We start from the raw sequence: 16,681 nt of genomic DNA on the forward strand, positions 1-16,681 counted from the left end.
TGCTCCACTCACGCCGGCGCGCGGGGGGCGATGCCTTCGATCTCCACGAGCAGGTCCGAGCGGCAGATGTCCACGGTGAAGTAGACGATCTCGGCCGTGTCGGAGAAGGCTTCGGCGCACGCGGACCGGACGGCCTCGAGGTCCTCCTCGCGGCGGAGGTAGACCTTGACGAGGCGGAGGTCCTTCAGGGTCCGGCCGTCGTCGATCCCGTGGGCCAGCAGGTTCTCCCTGCTCAGGACCTTCGCCATGTTGGCGAGGGTCACGTCGCACTGCTTGGCGACGTCGCCCTCGTGGATCGTCTCGTGGCCGAGGATGCTGGCCGTGCCGGCGACGAAGACGTCGCCGGCGCCGTCGAGGCCCGGTGGCGAGAGGGAGGTGGCGCGCGCGAACTTCGGCGGGCGGGGGCCGTACCTGTGGGGATAGGAGGGAGCGGGAACCTGCAGCGGATTCTCCAGGTGGCGGATGCGTCCGCTTCTGGAGGCCAGCAGGTACCAGCTGATGCCACCGCCGAGAGAGCCGATCCCGGTCGCGGCGGGCATCTCGCCGGCAGGCCCGAGACGGCGGTCCACCGCCTCGGCCCTGCCGAGGCAGAAGTCCCTGTAGATCTCCATGCCGTCGGCGTTGGCGCGATTGATGTCGTTGATGAAGTGCCAGATCCGGATGACGTGCGGATAGCCGAGCTCGCTGATCAGGTCGAAGGCCGCGTCGTAGGCCTCGCGCACCGGCTCGCGGTAGGACCCGCCCTCCGGGATCTGGCCGGCGCAGAAGAGGTACTCGCCGTCGTGGGCGTAGACGAGATCCTGGTACATGCCGGACGTGGGGGGCGCGTCCGTCTCCCACACCTCGGTGACCAGGGCGCGCTCGTCGCGGGCGAGATGCACGCCCATGTCCGCGACACCGTCGCGGACGGCCGGGGGGCGGTGATGGTCGAGGAAGGCGATCCGGCCCAGGAGGTGCCGCCCTGGGGGCGGCTCCTCGTGGGGCCGGACCAGTCGGCCACGCAGTCCGTTCGGGTATGTCGCCATCGGTGCCGCCTCCTGCCGGTCAGCCCGCTGCCCTGGCCCGTAAGTCTCGCCTGCTGAGTTTGCCCGTCGAGGTTCGTGGGAGCTCGGTGACGAAGACGATCTCCGACAGCACCTTGTACCAGGTCAGCTGCTTCTTGGCCGCGTCGGCCAGCTCGCCGCGGATCGTGGCGTGGTCCGACTCGTCGCCCTTGGCGATGAGGTAGGCGAGCAGCTTCGACGTGCCGTCCTGCGCCCGGGTCGAGCAGACCGCCGCTTCGAGCACGAGCGGATGCCGCGCGAGCACGTCCTCGATCTCGGCGGGGTGCACGTTCTGCCCGCCGACGATCTCGATGTCGTCGGCTCTGCCGAGGACCCGGAGGTAGCCGTCGTCGTCCATGGTGGCGGTGTCGCCCGTGGGCCACCAGCTGCTCTCGCCGTGGCGGGGGCTCTCCGCTGGGGAGCCGATGCCGGGCGCGATGGTCGGCCCCGCGACCTGGAGGTTGCCCTCGGCGCCTGAGGGGACGGGCTCGCCCTCGTCGTCGACGAGCTGTATCCGGAAGGGCGGCAGCGCCCTGCCCACGGTGCCCTCCCTGGTCTCGGACGGGGGGCTCGCGGCGAAGACCTGGCCCACCTCCGTGGTGCCGAGAACGTTGAGCAGCCGTCCCCCGAGCACCTCGCGCAACGCGCCCTCCAGGGCGGGGGCGAGCACTTCTCCGGCCGTGACCGCCAGCCGCAGGCCCGCGAGCGGCGAGAGGTCGGGTTCGGCCAGCAGCCTGGCGTAGAAGCTGGGCTGTGCGTAGAACACGGTGACGCCGAGGTCGCGGATCGCGGCGAGCGCCTCGGCGGGCGTGGGGCGTCGCGTCGTGAGGACGGCCGCGCTCCCGCTGAGCAGCGGGTAGAAGAGCGTGTTGCCGAGCCCGTAGGAGAAGTACATGCGGGACACGGAGAGGCTCACGTCGCCGGGCCTCAGGTCGAGGACCCTGCCGAACGCGGAGTCGAAGACGTGGGGGTCGCCGTGCGTGTGGAAGCAGAGGCGGGGGCGGCCCGTGGTCGTTCCCGAGGTGAGCAGGGCGATGCCGGGGGTGTCCCGCGCGCAGTCGGCCGCCGGCGGCACGGCGGCCTGGTCCTGCTCGGCCCTGATCATGGCGGGTGTGACGGTGGGGCCGTCGAAGACGTCGGCGACGCGGGGGTCGGCGACGGTGAGCCTCGCTCCGGCGAGCTCGGCCGTCTGCCGCAGTTCGTCGGGGTGGAGGTCGGTGTTCACCAGGGCGACGATCGCGCCGAGGCGGAGCGTCCCGAGGATGGTCCAGATCAGGTCCATGCCGTCGGGCAGGGAGGCCAGTACCCGCTCGCCCCGGCGTACGCCGGAGGCGGACAGGTAGGCCGCCATCCGGTCGGCGCCCGCGAAGACGTCGGCGTAGCGGTGGACGGCGCCGTCGGCGAGGTAGGCGTGGCGCTCGAGCCACCCTTGTTCACGAGCGGTCCTGGCAAGATGTTCGGCGAGATTGTCAATGGCCGTCATGCAACAGCTCTCCTCCGACCGTCATGATCGTCGCGAGCTTTCTACAGCGGCCGGTGGAGTGGCGTCAAGAGCCGTGCAAAGGTGGAGGCGGCCACTGGCTCCCTGACCGCCCGCTGTCCGGATGGGCTTCCTGAAGAGCCGTCAGCATTCGATGACGTTGACGGCCAGGCCGCCGCGTGAGGTCTCCTTGTACTTGTCGAGCATGTCGCGCCCGGTGTCGCGCATCGTCTTGATGGCCTTGTCCAGCGACACGAAATGCTGGCCGTCGCCGCGCATCGCGATACGCGCCGCCGCGATCGCCTTGATCGAGGCCACCGCGTTGCGCTCGATGCACGGGATCTGCACCAGCCCGCCGATCGGATCGCAGGTCAGACCGAGATTGTGCTCGATGCCGATCTCCGCGGCGTTCTCCACCTGCGCGGGGGTGCCGCCCAGCACCTCCGTCAGCCCGGCCGCCGCCATCGAGCAGGCCGAGCCGACCTCGCCCTGACAGCCGACCTCGGCACCGGAGATGGAGGCGTTCTCCTTGAACAGCACACCGATCGCCGCGGCGGTGAGCAGGAACCGCACCACCCCGTCATCGTCGAAGCCGGGCACGAACTTGGCGCAGTAGGTCATGACGGCCGGGATGATGCCGGCCGCGCCGTTGGTCGGCGCGGTGACGATACGGCCGCCCGCGGCGTTCTCCTCGTTGACGGCCAGGGCGTACAGGCCGACCCAGTCCATCGCGTGCAGCGGGTCACGCTCGGCCGACTCGGCCTGCAGCTTGCGGTGCAGCTGGTGGGCGCGGCGCTTGACGCGCAGCCCGCCGGGCAGCACGCCCTCCTTGCCGATGCCGCGCCGCACGCACTCCGACATCACCCGCCACAACGTCAGGATCTGCTCGCGGATCTCCTGCTCGGTGCGGCCGAAGGCCTTCTCGTTCTCCAGCATCAGCCCCGAGATCGACAGGCCGGTGTTGGAGCAGTGCTTGAGCAGCTCCTCGGCGCTGGTGAACGGGTGCGGCAGCACGGTGTCGTCCGGCTTGATGCGATCGGCCCCTGTGGCGTTCTCGTCGACGACGAAACCGCCGCCGACGGAGAAGTAGACCTTCTCGCGCAGTTTCTGCCCGGAGTCGGAGAAGGCGGTGAAACGCATGCCGTTGGGGTGTTCGGGCAGCGAGATCTTCCGCTCGAAGATCAGGTCCTCGCCGACGACGAACGGGATCTCGTGCTCGCCGAACAGCTTGATGCGTCCGGCCTCGCGCATCTGGGCCAGGCGGGCGTCGACGGTGTCGACGTCGACGAGTTCCGGCTTTTCGCCCGACAGGCCGAGCAGCACGGCCTTGTCGCTGCCGTGGCCCTTGCCGGTCAGGCCGAGCGAGCCGTACAGGATGGCCTCGACGCGAGCGGTCGGCTCCAGCAGCCCGTCGGCCTGCAGGCCGCGGGCGAACTTGTGCGCGGCGGCCATCGGGCCGCCGGTGTGGGAGCTCGACGGGCCGATACCGATCTTGAAGAGGTCGAAGACACTGATCGCCATTGATACAGCCCAACTCTCAAGATATGCCGGGGTCCTGGCTGGACCCCGGCGGAGTGTGTCAGTTGTCGCCGGAGGTGAGTGCGGTGTACTCCTCCGCGCTCAGCAGGTCCTCGGGGTCGCCTTCGAGGCGGACGCGGAACATCCAGCCCTCGCCGTACGGCTCGCTGTTGACCAGGTCGGGCTTGTCGACGACGGCCTGGTTGACCTCGACGACCTCGCCGCCGACCGGGGCGTAGATCTCGCTCACCGACTTGGTCGACTCGACCTCGCCGATGGAGTCGCCCGCCTCGACGGTGGTGCCGACCTCGGGAAGCTGCACGAAGACCACGTCACCCAGCGCTTCGGCCGCGTAGGCGGTGATGCCCACGGTCACGGTCAGGCCGTCGTCGAGTCCGGCGACCCACTCGTGCTCCTTGGTGTAGCTCAGGTCGTCAGGGATGGTGCTCACTTGTTCCTCCTGTAGAAAGGCAGCTCCACCAGGTCCACAGCCTCTTGGCTGCCCCGGATGTCAACGGCCAGACCTTCTTCTATCCCAGTGTCCACGTACGCCATCGCGATGGGCTTACCGAGGGTCTGCGACGGGGCGCCGCTGGTCACCTCGCCCACCACGACGCCGTCCTTGGTGACCGGGAACCCGTGACGCGGGACCCGGCGGCCCGTCGCGACCAGGCCGACGAGTCGGCGGCGCGGCGGAACATCCTTGACGGGCTCCAGCGCCGCCCTGCCGACGAAGTCACCCGGCTTGTCGAACTTCACCACGCGGCCGAGGCCGGCGTCGAACGGCGTGAGCGAGGCGTTGAGCTCGTTGCCGTAGAGGGGCATGCCCGCCTCGAGGCGCAGGGTGTCGCGGCTGGACAGGCCCGCGGGCAGCAGTCCGTACGGCTCGCCCGCCTTCGTCAGCGCGTGCCACAGCGGGGCGGCGTCGGCGTTGGCGACGAACAGCTCGAAGCCGTCCTCGCCGGTGTATCCGGTGCGCGCGATCAGCGCCTCGGCGCCCGCGACGGTGCCGGGCAGGCCCGCGTAGTACTTCAGGCCCTCGAGGTCGGCGTCGGTGAGCGTGGCCAGGATCTCCTGGGCCTTCGGGCCCTGGACGGCGATGAGCGCGTACTGGTCGGAGCGGTCCTCGACGGAGGCGCCGAAGCCGGAGGCGCGCTCGGTGAGCCGCGCGGCGACCATCGGGTAGTTGGAGGCGTTGGCGACGACCATGAACTCCTCGTCGCCGAGCCGGTAGACGATGAGGTCGTCGAGCACGCCGCCCTGCTCGTTCACGATCATCGTGTAGCGGGCGCGGCCGACGGCCAGCGCCGAGAGGTGGCCGACCAGCGCGTGGTCGAGCGCCTGACCCGCCTGCGGCCCGGTCACGAAGATCTCACCCATGTGGGACAGGTCGAACAGCCCGGCCCGCTCGCGGACGGCGTTGTGCTCGGCGGACTCGCTGCCGTAGCGCAGCGGCATCAGCCAGCCGGCGAAGTCGGTCAGCGTGGCGCCGAGACTCTCGTGGATGTCTCGCAGCGGCGTCGGTCGGGACATTGTGCGCACCTCAGAATGGGTCGGATGCCAGGATCCTCCCCCTCTGTCATCGGTGCCTGAGAGCTTCGCCCGAATTTTCCCGGACTTTCACCTTCGGCGAGGCCCAACAGGCCTGCTTTCCAGAGGTCACCTGGCCCGCGCGGTCCTTTGCCTTGAGAGGTTCGCGGGGAGGGCTTGCTCCTTCAGGGGTCATGGCCGGCTGCCAGGACGCTCTCCCGCGTGGGTTCATCGGTGTATGGGGGCAAGCCTAGTACGGATTCGACCACCAAGGGAAAGGTGCGGGCGGGGGGACTCGAACCCCCACAGTGTCTCCACCAACAGGACCTAAACCTGCCGCGTATGCCGATTTCGCCACGCCCGCGCGACTCCCGCTCAGAATAGCGCCCAGGGCGGCGGCGGAGATACCCGTTCACGATCAAGCCCGCCCGCGCGGCGGGCCCGACCGTGACGCCTCAGACGAGGCCGAGCTTCTTCTTCAGCGCCGCCACGTGTCCCGTGGCCTTGACGTTGTAGAGGGCCTGCTCGATCTTCCCGTCGGCGTCGATCACGAAGGTCGAGCGGATCACGCCGACGACCTCCTTGCCGTACAGCTTCTTGGCGCCGTACGCGCCGTAGGCCTTGTGCACCTCGAGACCGGGGTCGGACAGCAGAGGGAAGGTCAACGCGTCGCGCTCGACGAACTTGACCAGCTTGTCGGCCTTGTCCTTCGACACGCCGAGCACGACGAAACCCTCGTCGGTGAGCAGGTTCAGGTTGTCGCGGAAATCGCACGCCTGCTTGGTGCACCCCGGCGTCATCGCGGCGGGGTAGAAGTACAGGATGACGCGCTTGCCACGGAAGGCGTCGAGGGAGACGGCGCCGCCGTCGGCTGCGGGCAGCGAGAAGTCCGGCGCGGCGTCGCCGGGCTGGAGCTTGGTTTCGGTCACGGGTCCTCCTTAGACGGCCCAACCTACCTCGCGCCCGCTGTGCCGTCCGGCACCGCGACCTGACAGACTGATCACCTGAGAGAGGAGAGCCATGGCCGACACCGACCCCGATGAGCTGGAGCGCCGGATCGCGCGGACGCGCGCGGAGCTCGCCCAGACCGTCGACGCCATCGCCGACCGGGTGAGCCCGAAGCGCGTCGCCCAGCGCGGCGTGGAGGAGGTCAAGGCGAGGGCCGAGCACCTGGTGTCGTCGGTCGGCGACCTCGTGGGCATCACGCCGCGGCCCGTGCGCTTCGGCGACGAGCCCGACGACCTGTGGGAGGACGAGCAGCCCAACCTCGGTCCCGCGCTGATCGCCGTGGGCGCCGTGCTGGTGATCGGCGCCACGCTGGTGATGTGGAGAAGGCGCAGGCGAGGCTGAGTCAGAGGAAGGTCTTGCCCTCGCCCCTGTAGGTCGGGACCTCCTCGACGACCTTGTCGCCCTCCACGAGCAGCAGGCCGGCGAACCGCTCGCACAGCTCGCCCGCCTTCGCGTGGCGGAACCACACCCTGTCTCCTACGCGCAGGTCCTCGGCGGGCTGGCCGAGCAGCGGTGTCTGCACCTCGCCCGCGCCCTCGTCGGCCGAGTAGCGCAACCCGGGGGGCAGGTACGGCTGGGGCAGCCGCGAGGGGCCGGGCGCCCCCGAGGCCAGGTAACCGCCGCCGAGCACGGTGACCACGTCGGGCGCGGGACGGCGGACCACCGGCAGCGCGAACAGCGCGGCGGGGCGCCCGCTGAAGCCGCGGTAGAAGTCGAAGAGCCTGGGGTGGAAGAAGCCCGACCCCGCCGCGCACTCGGTGACCGCCTTCTCCCTGACCGTACGCTCGATGCTGCCGGTGCCGCCGCCGTTGACGAACTCCAGGTCGGCCACCTGCCTGACGGCGTTGACGACGCGGCCGCGCCGCAGGATCAGCTCCCTGGCCGAGCGCGCCTGCATCAGCCTGATGACACGGGCGAAGGCGGCGCTGCCCTGAGGGTCGTCGCCGACGCCTGCGATCTGCGCCTCGTAGGCCATGAGGCCGACCAGCCTGAAGCCAGGACGCTTGGCGATGTCGGCCGCCAGGTCGGCGGCGTGCACGGGTTCGCGCACCGGCGAGCGCAGGGCGCCCGCGCGGAAGCGCCCGCCGAAGGCGAGGTAACCGGCGTCGAGGTCGAGGCACAGGCGCAGCGGCGGGCTGTTCGCCGGCACGGCGGCCTCGATGTAGTCGAGGTGCTCGGCCGAGTCGACCATGAGGGTGATCTCTCTCGCCGCCCGCTCCGACGCCGCGAGCCTGGCCAGCGCCGCCCTGTCGGCGGTCGGGTAGGCCACCAGCACGTCGGAGAAGCCGTGGGAGACCAGCCACAGCGCCTCGGGCAGGGTGAAGGCCATGACGCCGCGGAAGCCGTCCATGGCGAGGATGCGCTCCAGGATCGGGCGCGACCTGACGGACTTGCTCGCGACCCTGATCGGCTTGCCGCCCGCCCTGCGCACCAGGCTCTCGGCGTTGGCCCGCAGCGCCTCCATGTCGAGGATCGCGAAGGGCGGATCGAGCTCCGCTGTGGCCCTGTCGTAGCGCTGGCGGTCGTCCATACAAGCAGGGTAATACCGATGCTCGCGGGCAAAGATCCCGCAAACCGGCGGCGGGGAGGGCTTTATGGCCGGGCGGGCCCCTGTACCTCTGGTCGGTGTGATGACAACACTCCAGGAGCTCCTGCCTGGCGGAGCCGCCCTGACCGAAGGGGACACGCCTCGCCGCAGGGCGGCGAGAGTGCTCAAGCCCGCGCGCACCCCCGCGGGCGTCGTGGTCTCCGCCGCCCTGGCGGTGCTCTTCTCGCTGACCGCCGCCGAGGTCGTCGCCGCGCTGCTGGGCGGCAGGCTCGGCCTGGTGCCGATCGACAGGGTGGCGGACCTGGCCGCAGCCACCCCGTGGTCGCACCCGAACCTGCAGTCGGGGGCCCTGGTCACCGTGGTCGTGGGGCTGGTGCTGCTCGGGCTCGCGGTGCTGCCGGGCAGGGCCAGGCTGCTGGCGCTGGGGACCTCCGATTCGAGGCTGGTCATCGGCATCACCAGGGCGGGGCTGCGGCGCACGCTCAAGACCGCGGCCGAGGACGTCGACGGCGTGGAGAGCGTCAGGGTACGGCTGCGCCGCCGCATGATCGAGGTCACGGTCGTCTCCGACGCCGAGCGCACGGGCGCGATGCTGCGCAGGGCGGGCGTCGCCGTCGGCGACAGGCTGAACGGGCTGGGCGCGATCTACGCGGGCGAGGTCGTCGTGCGGCTGCGCAGGAAGGGGCTCTGATGCGGCAGTACGCGGGCAACAGGATCGGCCTGGCCGTGGTGGGTTTCGTCCTGCTGTCCGGGGGCGCCTACGCCTTCCTGCGTGGCTCGGGACGGCTGCCGCAGGGCGAGGACGCCAAGGTGCTGTCCTTCGACGTGGCCGCCTACCTCGCCGCCCACCCGTGGATCTCGTGGGTGGGCGCGCTGGTGCTGGTCATGGCCGCCATGGTCGCCACCAGGTGGCTGCTCATGGCGCTCGGCTGGGGCCGCTTCGGCCACCGGTCCGGCACGGGGACGGCGCTGCTGTGCGTCGGGCTGAAGGACGTGGAGGGCATCAGCCGTACCAAGGTGAGGCTCGTCGGCGCCGACAGGATGCGGATCTCGGTGACCTGCCCGTCCAGCGCGGACGTCGGCGCGGTGGTCGGCAAGCTGGACCGCGAGATCGTCGGCAGGATCAGGCGCGACGTCGGAGATGACGCCATGGGCGCGCTGGTGCGCCTCCACGTCCGCCGCTGAGCGTCTCCCCGCCGCCCATACCGGACCGGACGGCCGCCCTGGCAGCATGTCCCCATGATCCTGCCGCGCAGGCCCGTGCCGGCCCTCGCCTACCTGTCCGTGGCGTTCGTCCTCGGCGCCACGGTGGCCGTCACCCTCCTGGTGGACACCGAGCTCGTCCTGCTCAACGACACGCTCTTCCATCCGACACTCTTCGGGATCGTCGCGATCCTGACCGGCGGCCTGGGCGTCAGGGAGCTGGTGAGGCCCGTCGCATGGGCCAGGGCGGCGACCGTGACCGCGATGGTGGTCGCCCTCCTCGTATGGCTGCGGATCGGGCTCGTGTGGTCGATCTTCTCCTCGACCGAGATCGGATTCGTCGACGGGCCGGGCCCGCTCAGCGTCCGGGTGATCGAGCAGTGGGGCATGTTCGAGAGCACGGCCACGCTCAGTGTCCGCACCGACGAGGGGTTGTTCAGCCGCGAGTGGCCGCTCGAGTGCCCTGGCTTCGACATGGACGAGGGGGAGCTCCACCTGGTCCGGTGGGTCGGCGCGGACAGGGTGGAGGTGCACCTGCCTGACGAGGAGCCTTTCGGGGTCGACCTCGACCCCGCGACAGGCCGCCCCGTGGACGCGTGCCGGTAGGCGCTCAGCCGGTCGAGGTGGGGACGGGCGTCGGGACGCGGGTCTTGCTCGGCCCGGGGAACGGCACCGTCGGTGGATGGGCGGGATAGACGGGATACGGGTACGGGTAGGCGCAGGTTCTGCCGCCCGGGGTGTACCAGCACTCGCCGGGCTGCTGCCAGCCGTATCGCATGGGGCTCTGCCACTGGGCGGGATGGCGGTCGGCGATGCGATGGAGCACGGCGACCGCGCCGCCGCCGAGGATCGCGCCGATCAGCAGTCCGATGAGGCCCGCGCCGATGATCTGCGTGTACTTCTGCCGGACGAAGGCCGCGAAGCCGTCACTGTGAGCAGGAGGCGCGGGCCGAGGCGGTAAGGGGGCGGAAGCGGGTGGTGGGGCGCTCTCGGGGTCTGGGCCGCGCGGTGCTTCCTCTTCACCGCGCGGCCCGTCGGCGTGATCATGATCCGCCATCACGATCTCCCTTTACTCGCCCCTGAGGGCGCTCCCGATGCACAAGAATGCCGGACCCCCCATAAATACCGTGTAAATGTGGCGTGCGACCAGGGTCGTACACCGACCTCCACCTCCAGGGGGAAGGAGGCACGCGCGGGCCTCCGTAGAGTGATGACGTGTTCGGCAAGATTCGCGCCTGGTCCCAGCGCCACCCCAAGCTCGTGGACTCCCTGTGGCTGGCGCCACTGGTCGGGCTGTGTGTCATGACCGCCATCAGTTACACCGGCCGCGCTCCCATCGGTCTGGGCGGCTACCTGGCCCTGTCGGCGGCGCTGCTGGTGCCGCTGTTCTGGCGGGGCAGCCATCCGCGCGTCGTCTTCGCGATCGTCTCCCTGATCAGCTTCTTCCAGTGGCTGGCCGGCGTCGACGCCTTCCCCGCCAACGCCGCGGTGCTGGTGGCCCTCTACACCGTGGCCACCAGGTGCGTGTTCAGATGGGCGCTGGCCGCCTGCCTGGTGTCAGAGTTCGGGATCTTCCTCGCGCTCGTGCAGTGGGACACCGTCTCCCTCAGCACGTTCTTCGGCTGCACGGTCTTCGTGGTCACGATCTGGCTCACCGGCCTGTACGCCAACACCCGCCATCGCTACCTCGAGGGCTTGGAGGAGCGGGCCGAAAGGGCCGAACGCGAGCGTGACCACCAGGCCAGGATGGCCGCCGCCGCCGAGCGGGCCAGGATCGCCAGGGAGCTGCACGACGTGGTCGCGCACAACGTCAGCGTGATCATCGTCCAGGCCGACGGGGCGGGCTACGCCATCGACAGCGACCCCGAGCAGGCACGCAAGGCCGTACAGGCGATCTCGAGGACCGGCAGGGAGGCGCTGGCGGAGATGCGGCGCATGGTCGGCGTCCTGAGGGAGGACGGCCCGGGCGCCGCCGACTACACCCCGCAGCCGGGGCTCGCGCAGCTCGAGGAGCTGGTGCACGGCTCAGGCCTGCCGGTGGACCTGCGGGTCACCGGCGTCCCGCAGGAACTGCCCGAGGGTGAGCAGCTGGCGGTCTACCGGCTCGTGCAGGAGGCTCTGACCAACACGCTCAAGCACGGCGGTCCGGGGGCGCGCGCCCTGGTGGAGATGGAGTACGGCATGCACGAGCTCGTGGTGCGCGTGACCGACGACGGCAGAGGCGCCGCCGCGCCGCGCAGCCCCGACGGCCACGGCCTGCTCGGCATGCGCGAGCGCGTCTCCATGTACGGCGGCGCCGTCCAGGCCGCGCCCAGGCCGGGCGGCGGCTTCGAGGTGCTGGCCAGGCTGCCGGTCGCGGCATGATCAGGGTGATGCTGGTCGACGACCAGGAGCTGTTGAGGGCCGGGTTCAAGATGGTGCTCGCCGCCCAGCCCGACATCGAGGTGGTGGCCGAGGCGGCCGACGGAGCCCAGGCCCTGGAGCGGCTGGAGACGACCGAGGTGGACGTGGTCCTCATGGACGTGCGCATGCCCACCATGGACGGCGTCGAGGCCACCCGCAGGATCGAGGGGCCGAAGGTGCTCATCCTGACCACCTTCGACCTCGACGAGTACGCCTACTCCGCGATCAAGGCGGGCGCCTCGGGCTTCCTGCTGAAGGACGTGCCGCCCTCCGACCTGGTGAGCGCGATCCGTTCGGTGCACAACGGCGACGCGGTGATGGCGCCGAGCGCCACGCGCAGGCTCCTCGACAGGTTCGGCTCGCACCTCACCACCGACAAGCTGCCCGACGGCAGCCTGCTGACCGCCCGCGAGCGCGAGGTCATGCTGCTGGTGGGCAGGGGGCTGTCCAACACCGAGATCGCCGAGCGGCTCACCCTGGCGGAGGCGACGGTGAAGACCCACCTGGGCAGGGTGCTGGCCAAGCTGGGGCTGCGCGACAGGGCGCAGGTGGTGGTCTACGTGTACGAGGCGGGGCTGATCGTGCCGTCGGATCGGCCGAAAGGTTGACCGGGGTCATCTGAGGGGTGACAGGAAGTCCGTCCTCAAGGCCCAGGGAAGGCCCGTTCCGCGCCCCTAGCGTGATCTGCGTGACGACGAACATGACATTCACCCAGGCCCCGCCCGCCGTCGTGGCCACAGACGTGACGAAGACCTACGGCCTCGGTGACGCGCAGGTGCACGCGCTGAGGGGGGTGGACGTCGCGTTCGCGACCGGCGCCTTCACCGCGATCATGGGCCCCTCCGGCTCGGGCAAGTCGACGCTGATGCACTGCCTCGCGGGGCTGGACACGGTGACCTCAGGCACCGTCTCCATCGGCGACGTCGAGCTGACGGGGCTGGGCGACAAGCAGCTCACGCACCTGCGCAGAGACCGGATCGGCTTCATCTTCCAGGCCTTCAACCTGCTGCCCACGCTGACCGCCGAGCAGAACATCAGGCTGCCGCTGGAGATCGCCGGACGGCAGGCCGACCAGCTCCTGTTCGACCGCGTGATCCAGACCGTGGGGCTGCGCGACCGTCTCGGCCACAGGCCGACACAGCTGTCGGGCGGCCAGCAGCAGCGCGTGGCCGTCGCCAGGGCGCTGATCAGCAAGCCACAGGTGATCTTCGCTGACGAGCCGACGGGCAACCTCGACTCGCGCAGCGGCGCGGAGGTGCTGTCCTTCCTGCGCACGAGCGTGCGGGAGCTGGGCCAGACCATCGTGATGGTCACCCACGACCCCCTCGCCGCCTCCTACGCCGACAGGGTCGTCTTCCTGCGCGACGGCGAACTGGTCACCGAGATCTCCGAGCCCACCCCGCAGACGGTCCTCGACACCCTGATGAAGCTGGAGGCCTGAGTCCGTTGATCAGGACGACTCTCGCCGGACTGAAGGCGCACAAGCTGCGCCTCCTGCTCACCTCCGTGGCGATCACGCTGGGCGTGGGCTTCATCGCGGGCACGTTCGTGCTCACCGACACCATCCAGGCCGGTTTCCTGCAGAAGGTCACGGCGGACGCCGGCAGGGTGGCGGTGGCCGTCCTGCCGTCCCAAGGCGGGCAGCTGCCGGAGCAGGTGCTGGAGAAGGTACGCGGGATCGACGGCGTGACCGGCGCTCAGGGCCTGGTGCGTGGCAGCGCGCCGCTGCTCGGCGCCGACGGCAAGGCGGTCGGCGACCTTCCGACCTCCGCGATCTCCGTCAACGACCGCACGACCATCACCGAAGGCGCGGCCCCCTCAGGCGGCGACGAGGCGATCGTGGACACCAACACCGCGAGGGCGCAGAACTTCAAGGTCGGCGACACCGTCGCGGTGCTCGACCAGAAGGGCGCCAAGCACGACTTCAGGCTCGTCGGCCTGTTCGACGTCGGCCTCGACCAGGAGCTCGGCTACACCGGGGCGGTCGGCTTCACCACCGCGACGGCGCAGCTCATGACGGGCGAGAAGGGCTACCGCGAGATCGACGTGACGGGCGCCGACCCCGACGCGCTCAAGCGGGCCGTCGCCGCCGCCGTCGGCGGCGGCTACGAGCTCAAGACCGGCAAGGAGCTGGCCGCGGCCCTGTCGAAGAGCAACGGCGTCGAGCTGGAGTTCATCACGCTGGGCCTGCTGATCTTCGGCCTGATCGCGATGATGGTCGCCGCGCTGGTCATCTACAACACCTTCAACATCCTGGTGGCCCAGCGGACCAAGGAGATGGCGCTGCTGCGCTGCATCGGCGCGACGCGGGGCCAGGTGTTCGGCTCGATCCTGCTGGAGTCGGTGGTCGTCGGCCTGCTCTCCTCCGTGCTCGGGCTGGCCACGGGCTACGGGCTGGGCGCTGGGGCCATGGCTCTGCTCAGGCTGTTCGACGCGCCGCTGCCCACCGGCCTGGCCGCCACGCTGGCGCCCAGGACGATCGCCGTCGGCCTGGTGGTCGGTCTCGTGGTCACCGTGGGCGCGGCGCTGCTGCCGGCCCGCTCGGCCACCGCCGTCGCGCCGATCGCGGCGCTACGCGCCCAGGTGGAGGAGCAGACCTTCCGCGCGGGACTGGTCCGCGTGCTGCTCGCCGGGCTGCTGCTCCTGGCGGGGATCGGCGCCACCACCATGGCCGTGATGATGGAGCCCGGCAGCCAGGCGCCGCTGTTCATCGCGATGGCCGGCTGCTCGCTCGTCTTCCTCGCCGTGCTGGTCCTCGGCCCTGTGCTGGTCAAGCCGCTCAGCGCGCTGGTGGGCTGGATCCCCGGCAGGCTGTTCGGGGTGCCCGGCAGGCTGGCCGTGGACAACTCGGGCCGCAATCCGAGGCGGGCGGCGACCACCACGATCGCGTTGACCATCGGCGTGACGCTGATGACGCTCATCTCGGTGATCACCGCCTCGACGCGGGTGTCGATGGCCGCCAAGCTCGACTCCCAGTTCCCCGCCGACTACCTGATCACCGCCCAGGCGAGGGACGCCTCGATCCCCCGCTCGATCGGCGAAGGGCTGAGGGGCAGGCCCGAGCTCGACTCGGTCATCCAGCTGCGTGAGACGAGCGCCGTGCTCGGCAGGAACGAGACCATGGTCGGCACCTTCGCCGGACCGGCCGCCATCAAGAGCCTCGGCCCCGGCGAAGTGGCGATCTCGGCATCCCTGGCCAAGGAGTGGGGCCTGCGCAAGGGCTCCCCCGTCGAGCTCAAGACCAAGAGGGCGGGCACGGTCACGCTGAAGGTCAGCCAGCTGCTCGACGGCGAGAGCCTCCTGCCCGCGGTGACCGTGACCGCCCGCTCCTACGACGAGTACTTCGGCAGGACGCCGGACTCGACGGTCTACGTAAAGATCAAGGACGGCGTCGATCCCGACCGGACCAGGAAGATGGTGGAGGCGGCCACCGCGGCCCACCCGACCGTGCAGGTGATCAGCTCCACCGACGTCCGCGGACAGTACGACGACGCGCTGGACATGACCCTCATGATCGTCACCGGCCTGCTGGGACTGGCGATTCTCATCTCGCTGCTGGGCATCGCCAACACGCTCTCGCTGTCGGTCCACGAACGCACCCGTGAGTCGGCCCTGCTGCGGGCGCTCGGGCTGACCAGGGCGCAGCTGCGCAGGATGCTCTCGGTGGAGGCGCTGGTGCTCGGCCTGATCGGCGCGCTGGTCGGGGTCACACTCGGCATCGCCTTCGGCTGGGCGGCCGTCAGGACGATGATGGATGGCGCGACCTTGGTGGTGCCCCTCGCACAGGTCGCCCTGTTCGTGGCGCTGTCGGGCCTGGCAGGGGTCGTGGCAGCCGTGCTGCCGGCGAGAAAGGCCGCCAGGGCCTCGATCGTGGGCTCGCTGGCCGCGGGCTGAGCGACGGGCGGTGGCCCTTGGCTGTCAGCGGGGGCGGCGGCCAGGCCACTGCTCGGCCACGGTCTCGGGGTTGAGCAGCGGTCTGATCACCACCTCGCCCGTGCTGCCGTCGATGACCACGCAGCCGCCGCCGACCGTCTCGGGAAGGGCGGCGGGGTCCTCCGGCTCGGGCGTCCTGGTCCACACCACGTAGCCGTCGCCGAAGGCGTACAGGCCCAGCTCCACCGGCTCCCTCGTGGCGCCGTTGAAGTACTCCTCCGCGACCGCGCGCGCCTGGTCCAGGTTCACCCCTGCTCCCCCCGCCTGTCGACGACCGCGCAGAACACCCCTGCCACCCGCTCGTAGGGCGGCTCCACCGCCATGTGCCCGCGCTGGCCGTCGATCCAGATGACCTCGCCCTCGGAGTTGACGGCGTTCCACGCGTGCGAGCCGCCGCCGGGCCAGCGGACCACGATGAGCGCGGCCGCCCCGTGTCCCGCCTCCGACAGGCGTTGCGCGATCAGCGGATAGGCGTGGCGGCCCTGGCCGACGTGCTCGAGCCGGTGGCCGATCCACCGCTCCATCCTGGCCGTTCCGCCGCTCTCCCCCGTGAGCAGCGGCCTGCCCACCGCGTCGTACTCGGGCTGCCGAGGCGCGGCCACCACCGGCTCCCCGTGCCAGGTGGAGAGCACCGCGAGCGCGCAGTCGGCCGCGTTGCTCGCCCTGAAGGGGTCCGCGGCCGGCCCCATCCCGTTGACCAGCCTCACCCACGTGCCCCGCGGGTCGGCGAAGCGCGCCCCCTCGGGCACCGCGCGCATCAGGTCCGCCTCCGACTGCGGGTCGGGGCGGGCCAGCCCGCCCTTCACGTCGTACGGCCTGCACTCGGTCAGCCTGGGCGGCCGGTGCGGAAGGTCGAACCAGTCGTGATCACCCGGAACGGCCCTCTGCGCCGAGTCGGCGGCCCGTTCGTAGTCGCGCCATCGCACCCCGTCGGCGATCAGCGGGTCGTACCTGCCCTCGGGAAGGCTCTCGCGAAACATCTCGCCGCCTCCTTCGTGTTCGACGACCGATCGT

Annotated in this window: 18 protein-coding genes, 1 tRNA gene and 2 riboswitches; of the genes, 8 read left to right on the plus strand and 11 right to left on the minus strand. The window is 70.8% G+C overall.

The genetic code is table 11. The annotated features are described in order from the left end of the window. Nucleotides 1–8: 8 nt before the first annotated feature. The 7 genes from FHR33_RS17965 to bcp all read right to left on the minus strand — a co-directional run bounded on the left by FHR33_RS17965 (nucleotide 9) and on the right by bcp (nucleotide 6,500). Complete coding sequence (locus FHR33_RS17965; protein WP_183648896.1) at nucleotides 9–1,025, minus strand: FkbO/Hyg5 family chorismatase; 1,017 nt, start codon at nucleotides 1,023–1,025, stop codon at nucleotides 9–11. A gap of 19 nt (nucleotides 1,026–1,044) precedes the next feature. Next, nucleotides 1,045–2,526, minus strand: a complete 1,482-nt coding sequence (locus tag FHR33_RS17970; protein WP_183648899.1) for a class I adenylate-forming enzyme family protein — start codon at nucleotides 2,524–2,526, stop codon at nucleotides 1,045–1,047. 141 nt (nucleotides 2,527–2,667) lie between these two features. After that, complete coding sequence (locus tag FHR33_RS17975) at nucleotides 2,668–4,044, minus strand: L-serine ammonia-lyase (RefSeq protein ID WP_183648901.1); 1,377 nt, start codon at nucleotides 4,042–4,044, stop codon at nucleotides 2,668–2,670. Between the two features lie 58 nt (nucleotides 4,045–4,102). Beyond that, nucleotides 4,103–4,492, minus strand: a complete 390-nt coding sequence (gene gcvH, locus FHR33_RS17980) for a glycine cleavage system protein GcvH (RefSeq protein ID WP_183648903.1) — start codon at nucleotides 4,490–4,492, stop codon at nucleotides 4,103–4,105. Next, complete coding sequence (gene gcvT / locus FHR33_RS17985) at nucleotides 4,489–5,574, minus strand: glycine cleavage system aminomethyltransferase GcvT (RefSeq protein ID WP_183648905.1); 1,086 nt, start codon at nucleotides 5,572–5,574, stop codon at nucleotides 4,489–4,491. Before gcvT ends, gcvH begins: the two co-directional genes overlap by 4 nt. Before the next feature lie 33 nt (nucleotides 5,575–5,607). Beyond that, nucleotides 5,608–5,704, minus strand: a riboswitch (glycine riboswitch). Continuing rightward, nucleotides 5,705–5,802, minus strand: a riboswitch (glycine riboswitch). 49 nt (nucleotides 5,803–5,851) lie between these two features. Further along, a tRNA-Leu gene (locus tag FHR33_RS17990) sits at nucleotides 5,852–5,935 on the minus strand. Between the two features lie 91 nt (nucleotides 5,936–6,026). Then, a complete protein-coding gene (gene bcp / locus FHR33_RS17995) occupies nucleotides 6,027–6,500 on the minus strand; it encodes a thioredoxin-dependent thiol peroxidase (protein WP_183648907.1) in 474 nt (157 codons plus the stop codon). Between the two features lie 91 nt (nucleotides 6,501–6,591). Between bcp and FHR33_RS18000 the strand changes: the two genes are divergently transcribed. Further along, a complete protein-coding gene (locus FHR33_RS18000; protein WP_183648909.1) occupies nucleotides 6,592–6,921 on the plus strand; it encodes a DUF3618 domain-containing protein in 330 nt (109 codons plus the stop codon). 1 nt (nucleotide 6,922) lies between these two features. Here FHR33_RS18000 and FHR33_RS18005 read toward each other — a convergent pair whose 3' ends face one another. Then, entirely contained in the window at nucleotides 6,923–8,110 is a 1,188-nt protein-coding gene (locus FHR33_RS18005; protein ID WP_183648912.1) for an amino acid deaminase/aldolase, read from the minus strand. A 100-nt stretch (nucleotides 8,111–8,210) separates the two neighbouring features. Between FHR33_RS18005 and FHR33_RS18010 the strand changes: the two genes are divergently transcribed. From FHR33_RS18010 to FHR33_RS18020, 3 genes are read left to right on the plus strand one after another with little or no spacing between them, the layout of a single operon-like run. Continuing rightward, nucleotides 8,211–8,819: a DUF6286 domain-containing protein gene (locus FHR33_RS18010; protein ID WP_183648915.1), complete on the plus strand. Its 609-nt coding sequence runs from the start codon at nucleotides 8,211–8,213 to the stop codon at nucleotides 8,817–8,819. Further along, a complete protein-coding gene (locus FHR33_RS18015) occupies nucleotides 8,819–9,313 on the plus strand; it encodes a hypothetical protein (RefSeq protein ID WP_183648918.1) in 495 nt (164 codons plus the stop codon). The genes FHR33_RS18010 and FHR33_RS18015 overlap by 1 nt, the downstream gene beginning before the upstream one ends. Before the next feature lie 54 nt (nucleotides 9,314–9,367). Further along, nucleotides 9,368–9,937, plus strand: a complete 570-nt coding sequence (locus FHR33_RS18020) for a hypothetical protein (RefSeq protein ID WP_183648921.1) — start codon at nucleotides 9,368–9,370, stop codon at nucleotides 9,935–9,937. A gap of 4 nt (nucleotides 9,938–9,941) precedes the next feature. Here the strand turns inward: FHR33_RS18020 and FHR33_RS18025 are convergent, their stop codons facing one another. After that, entirely contained in the window at nucleotides 9,942–10,388 is a 447-nt protein-coding gene (locus FHR33_RS18025; protein ID WP_183648924.1) for a hypothetical protein, read from the minus strand. Between the two features lie 158 nt (nucleotides 10,389–10,546). Between FHR33_RS18025 and FHR33_RS18030 the strand changes: the two genes are divergently transcribed. The 4 genes from FHR33_RS18030 (at nucleotide 10,547) to FHR33_RS18045 (ending at nucleotide 15,628) form a co-directional block, all read left to right on the plus strand. Next, nucleotides 10,547–11,695, plus strand: coding sequence for a sensor histidine kinase (locus FHR33_RS18030; RefSeq protein WP_312895596.1), 1,149 nt, complete (start codon nucleotides 10,547–10,549; stop codon nucleotides 11,693–11,695). After that, nucleotides 11,692–12,342 (plus strand): response regulator transcription factor, encoded by a 651-nt coding sequence (locus FHR33_RS18035; RefSeq protein ID WP_183648926.1) that lies wholly within the window; start codon nucleotides 11,692–11,694, stop codon nucleotides 12,340–12,342. The genes FHR33_RS18030 and FHR33_RS18035 overlap by 4 nt, the downstream gene beginning before the upstream one ends. Before the next feature lie 92 nt (nucleotides 12,343–12,434). Beyond that, nucleotides 12,435–13,175 (plus strand): ABC transporter ATP-binding protein, encoded by a 741-nt coding sequence (locus FHR33_RS18040; protein WP_183660152.1) that lies wholly within the window; start codon nucleotides 12,435–12,437, stop codon nucleotides 13,173–13,175. Between the two features lie 5 nt (nucleotides 13,176–13,180). After that, nucleotides 13,181–15,628, plus strand: a complete 2,448-nt coding sequence (locus FHR33_RS18045) for an ABC transporter permease (RefSeq protein WP_183648929.1) — start codon at nucleotides 13,181–13,183, stop codon at nucleotides 15,626–15,628. A 24-nt stretch (nucleotides 15,629–15,652) separates the two neighbouring features. On the opposite strand, the gene FHR33_RS18050 is transcribed toward FHR33_RS18045, so the two are convergent. Next, on the minus strand, nucleotides 15,653–15,916 hold the full coding sequence (locus FHR33_RS18050) for an SUKH-4 family immunity protein (RefSeq protein WP_183648932.1): 264 nt from the start codon (nucleotides 15,914–15,916) through the stop codon (nucleotides 15,653–15,655). After that, nucleotides 15,913–16,647 carry a toxin glutamine deamidase domain-containing protein gene (locus tag FHR33_RS18055; protein ID WP_183648935.1) on the minus strand — a complete coding sequence of 245 codons (735 nt, stop codon included), beginning with the start codon at nucleotides 16,645–16,647 and terminating at the stop codon, nucleotides 15,913–15,915. Before FHR33_RS18055 ends, FHR33_RS18050 begins: the two co-directional genes overlap by 4 nt. Between the last annotated feature and the right edge of the window lie 34 nt (nucleotides 16,648–16,681).

Source organism: Nonomuraea dietziae (assembly GCF_014195505.1).
Lineage (GTDB): Bacteria > Actinomycetota > Actinomycetes > Streptosporangiales > Streptosporangiaceae > Nonomuraea > Nonomuraea roseola.